Annotated in this window: 6 protein-coding genes and 1 pseudogene; all 7 read left to right on the forward strand. The window is 41.1% G+C overall.

Going from position 1 to position 5,149, the window contains the following annotated elements; genetic code table 11:
* Positions 1-421, forward strand: a 421-nt coding sequence (locus ABV001_RS08325; protein WP_352422370.1) for a hypothetical protein, incomplete at its 5' end; no start/stop codon positions are given.
* A pseudogene (locus tag ABV001_RS08330) lies at positions 399-551 on the forward strand (cysteine peptidase family C39 domain-containing protein); the annotation flags it as partial. The gene ABV001_RS08325 and the pseudogene ABV001_RS08330, both read left to right, overlap by 23 nt.
* Positions 552-699: 148 nt before the next feature.
* Positions 700-894: a hypothetical protein gene (locus ABV001_RS08335; protein ID WP_352422371.1), complete on the forward strand. Its 195-nt coding sequence runs from the start codon at positions 700-702 to the stop codon at positions 892-894.
* 317 nt (positions 895-1,211) lie between these two features.
* Entirely contained in the window at positions 1,212-1,370 is a 159-nt protein-coding gene (locus ABV001_RS08340; protein ID WP_352422372.1) for a hypothetical protein, read from the forward strand.
* Between the two features lie 98 nt (positions 1,371-1,468).
* Complete coding sequence (locus ABV001_RS08345) at positions 1,469-2,323, forward strand: GLPGLI family protein (RefSeq protein ID WP_352422373.1); 855 nt, start codon at positions 1,469-1,471, stop codon at positions 2,321-2,323.
* A 6-nt stretch (positions 2,324-2,329) separates the two neighbouring features.
* Positions 2,330-3,175 (forward strand): GLPGLI family protein, encoded by an 846-nt coding sequence (locus ABV001_RS08350; RefSeq protein WP_352422374.1) that lies wholly within the window; start codon positions 2,330-2,332, stop codon positions 3,173-3,175.
* Between the two features lie 220 nt (positions 3,176-3,395).
* Positions 3,396-5,149: carboxypeptidase-like regulatory domain-containing protein (locus ABV001_RS08355; RefSeq protein WP_352422375.1), on the forward strand; the 1,754-nt coding region annotated here is incomplete at its 3' end.

Consider the following 5,149-nt stretch of genomic DNA (forward strand, 5'->3'; position numbering starts at 1 on the left):
GGGGGCCGTCCGTTCGTGGAGCGAAGCTCGACGGATTTCCAACCGCCATTTCCTTGATGAGTTCATTTTGTACTCCTTTATTCCGCAGGATCATTCATCCAGCGTATGGATGCTGAATGGCAATGTAAGTAAAGGTCTGGACTTTCTCCGGGGGATGTTATCGCTGCGAGGCTCCTATATGGGATACGACGGGTCATTGTTTCAGAACGGTATCGAGACACCCTATTCGTCCGACTCATGGACCGTCACTCCCAGGGTCAACTCCAGTTTTTCCGGCTGGTTGAATGGCTCCTACGAATTGAACTTTACAAAGAACCGACTGGATGTGAAGGAGAGTGGTATTACTTCATCCTCCGAAAGCATCTGGCAGACACTCTCCGTCAACCTGATACCCGACAGGAAGTACTATGCTCGGTATTAGTCGGGCTGCGGAAGAAATTGGATTCAAAACCGTGGGAGGAAGACTTACTTTCGATGCCTTGTCTGAAAAAGCACATTTACCTTGCATTGTCCATTGGAAGCAGGAGCATTTTGCGGTGGTATACGAGATAATCTGTGTAAGGTATAGGAACGTTAAATAAATATAATTTCTCTGGGTCTGTTAGATTGATTAGATAAATGTTAGCTATTTGTTAGATACACTTCCAAAAACAATTTTCAACTTTGTCCTTAATAAAGAATAATTGAGGAAGATAATCTATGGAAACAAAGAACAAAGATAGCTTCTCGTTAATTCCATCTGTAGATATGTTACAGAATGAAGCTATGTCCAGAATAATGGGAGGAACAAAAGATGATGAAGAAGTGTGGGAGATCGTTTATATCGATGGTAAACCTCATTTAGTTAGGAGAAATGGTGCTGGGATAATTATCGAAATGAAAGCATTGTATTAAAAGAAAAGATGCGAACAAGACAAAGCGGAGTCAGATCCGTGAGTCATAAATTAAAAATGCCTTCCCTTGCCAGGAAAGCGAACAACCCAATTGAGACCAATCAACCCTGAAGTTTCACTAAAAGACAAAGAAAGGCACTGCAAAGATAATAAAAACATGGTAATTTCAAATATCCACGAGTTGGGTAACAAGAAATGCCTCAATATGGAGAATAATAGTAATGATATTGAAAATGATACTCAAATAGAGTCTTTATAATAAACAACTTAATAATAACACTTTTTCCGCTTTAGGAAAGAGTTAATACCTTTAATGATATGATTGAAGAATTGAATTTACAAGAAATGAGCCAGATATTAGGTGGTGCAGGAAATTTTTGTGACAGTCTGCAAGAAATCGCAAATACAGATGGTGGAGATTGGAGTAGTGAGGATTGGGATAAATGGGCGGATAGCTATATAGATCATTGTACTTAAATTGCTTACCCTCCATCCACATTAATGTGGATGGAGGGTAAACTTAAATTTTATATGTTTCAAAGAGATTTACGGTGTGATGTGAGGATGAATAGAATATGAAAAAGTTTATTGTTTGTTTTATAGTTATATTTAATTTGACATCTCTGTCATCTCCTAAACAAAAAGTGTTAGGTTATTCCATTAAAGAGGTTCATTATCAACTTTACATGCATGAAGATACTATTCGCAAGAATAAAGAGGTAATAGATTCCATGATATTGCGCATAGGAGAGGACATTAGTCAGTTTTTTAGTTATCATACTTTCTATTATGATTCGTTATGGACGGATACGAATGGAAGGGCAATTGCAGAGAGGCTAACTTTAGAGGCATTTCGTAACCGGGATTATTCGAAAATGCCGGAAGTGAGGACAACCCATGATTATATCTACAAAAATTATCCTGAAGGAACAATAACAACGATGACGAGAGGATTGGTTGCAGGTTTCACGTTTGAAGAAGAATATCTTTCGCAGAAATGGACTGTCACTGACTCGGTGAAACAAATTCTTAACTATACATGTAAACAAGCCGTATGCAATTTCCGGGGCAGACAGTGGACTGCATGGTTTTCGCCCGATATAGAATTTAGCGACGGACCTTGGAAGTTTAATGGTTTGCCCGGGTTGATATTGGAAATATATGATAAGAGCAGTGATTATTATTATATCGCTACAGAAATAAAAGAGAAAAGTATACCCCCCCTTACACTATATAATTTTCATGATGAGGAATTTATTCCTACCGAAAGGAGTGCATATCTCCAGGCGAGATATTTATATCTTACGGGAGAACCTATTACAGAAATAGACCTGATAAATGAAGTTTATAGAGGAGGTAAGAAATTAAACTACATTCAACGGCCATCCCGAAGATTGTTATACGATTTTCAAGAACTTGATTATAAATAATAAGAAATGAAAAATATAATTATAGCCATATCTCTCTTTGTTGCGCCATATAAGATGTTTTGCCAGGATATAGTGTTGGATAAAGCTTATCTGAGATGCCAATATGAGCATAGTTATATGAAAGATACGATAGATCAATCTACCTATCAAGATCTGATTTATCTGCAAATCGGGAAAAATATATCCAAGAATTATAGCTACTACACCTTCCTCTCTGATTCCTTAACTAAAACTCCTAATGGAAAACAAGTATGGCAAGAGATGTTTAATAAATCATTGGAAGTGTTAAAGAATACCGGAGATAGGACTAAATGGAGAAATAGCTTCCCTCACAGACGTGGCACTACTTTCGTGTATAAAAACTATCCTGAAGGAGAGATGACAGTAACAGATGCCATTACTTCCGATCATGTAATATATCAGGACGTGTTGAACGCTCAAGATTGGGAAATTATCGATAGTACAAAAAAAATATTGGATTACGAATGCCAGAAAGCTCAATGTTATTTCCGGGGGAGACAATGGACTGCATGGTTTGCGCCAGGTATACCAATAAGCGATGGTCCTTGGAAGTTTGGAGGGTTGCCCGGACTTATTACGGAGGTATATGATCAAGCCAAGCAATATTATTTCTCTATAATAGGGTTGGAAAAGGTAGATGATGAACCGATTCTTTTCTCACAACCTATTTCGGAGAATGCGAAACATATACCAATAGACCGTAAAGAATTTTTAAAAGCGCAAATACGACACTTATCAGGAAGCGTCAGCATCTTGAACGTGGAAACAGGCATCCCTTTCGGTAATAACAAACCAATATATCGGGATTTAATTGAATGCGATTACAGATAATTGAAATGAAAAACATGAGAATCCTTTTCTTTATTATAATGCTATTCCTTTTTCATGATTTATTTTGTCAAAGGATAGTTGATAGGGCATACTTAAAATGTCAATATGAATACATATGGCTAAATGACCATCCATTTCCAAATGAATACACTTTGGAAGATCTTCCATTTTTATTGGCAGATCTGGTCAACCTGTCGAAATCTACACGATAACTGATGATATGCATATATTTATTAAACGTCTGTATTTTCTTTCTTTCTTGTTCTTCTCTATGCCTGTTTATGCCCAACAGACGGTTATCTCCGGAAAAGTAACCGACAAGGAGGACGGTTCTCCCTTAACCGGGGTATTGGTGACGGTGCGTCCGGCAGGAGAAAACAGGATCGTAAAGTTCGCCCAGACGACCCGGGAGGGATCATTCGAGTTGAATCTATCACCCTTTCCAGAGAATCACGTGCTGCATTTCTCCATGATGGGATATGCCGTGCGGACTCTCCCCCTGGCTGCCGGGCGGGAGCAATACAATGTGCAATTATCGGAGCAGGCTACCGAACTGAAAGAAGTTATCGTGAAAGCGCCAAGCATCCACCAGCGCGGTGATACCATCACCTACATCGTTTCCAACTTTGCCGATGCACAGGACAAATCACTTGCCGACGTGCTGAAAAAGATGCCCGGTATCGAAGTGGAAAAAAATGGCGCGATTAAATACAACGGGGTTGAAATTAATAAGTTCTACATCGAAGGACGCGACATGCTCGGGGGGCGTTATAACCTGGCGACGGAGAACGTGCACCAGAAAGATGTAGGAAGCGTCGAGGTAATGGAAAACCATCAACCCATCAAGGCACTGGAAGATCTCTCCTTTTCCCAAAATCCGGCGATCAATATCCGCCTGAAAGAGGATGCCAAAGCCCGCTGGGTGGGAACTGCCAAGGTGGGAAGCGGATTTGAACCGCTGTTGTGGAACGGGGAGCTGTTCCTGATGCGGTTTACTCCCAAGACCCAGACACTGAATACCTACAAGACCAATAATACAGGGACGGATGTGGTACGGGAGACACGTCAGTTTTCCATCGACGAGATAGTCGGACTGTTCTCCAAAAATTACCGGTTAAGTAACTATATCGATGTCCGACCTGATTATTTGACGGATATCGATGCAGGCAGGGCGCGCTTCAACAAGTCCCATCTACTGAGCACCAACAACCTTTGGGCGGTAGGCAAGCACACCGATCTCACTTCCCAGGTATCCTATACCCATAACCGGCTAAATTCCGATAACTTTGCGAAGACAACCTATTACCTGAAAGATTCGACTATCATGACCGACATCGGTGAATCAGCCTTGTCGAAACAAAACCGGCTGTCAGCCGATGTGACGCTGACGACAAACAGGCAGTCCCGTTATCTGAAAAATAAACTGAATGCGGATATCTTTTGGGATGATATCGTGATGGATGTTACCGGCTCTTTTCCCAATAGACAGTCGGCTTCACTGCCCGAGCGACGGATATCCAACGACCTGGAGTTGCTTTCCCGTTCGGGAGGAAGGACATTTACGATCAACTCGTTCAATCTCTACCAGTTGAAACCGCAACACCTCGATATCTCCAGGGATAACGTCAGGCAACAACAGGATATCCGTTCTTCTGCCTTTTACACCAATACCAACACATCGTTGGGATTTTATATAAATCCCGTCAACATCTCCATGAGAGTGGGCATTATTGGTGTGATCAGGGATATGGAAAGTGAACTGACCGGTGTTTCGGATACGTTGGGTAGTCTCCATAATGATCTTTTGATGCGGTATCTCAACCTCTATGCATCGCCGGAAGTCGAATTCAAGAGAAGCGGACTGGAAGCGAAATTCGATATGCCGCTGTCGTTCACTCCCTACCTATATCACGATAAACTGGCAGGTACAAAAGAATCGAAGTCTAAATTTCTCCTGTCGCCCCGGTTCTACAT

Source organism: Proteiniphilum sp., assembly GCF_040307845.1.
Classification (GTDB): domain Bacteria; phylum Bacteroidota; class Bacteroidia; order Bacteroidales; family Dysgonomonadaceae; genus Proteiniphilum.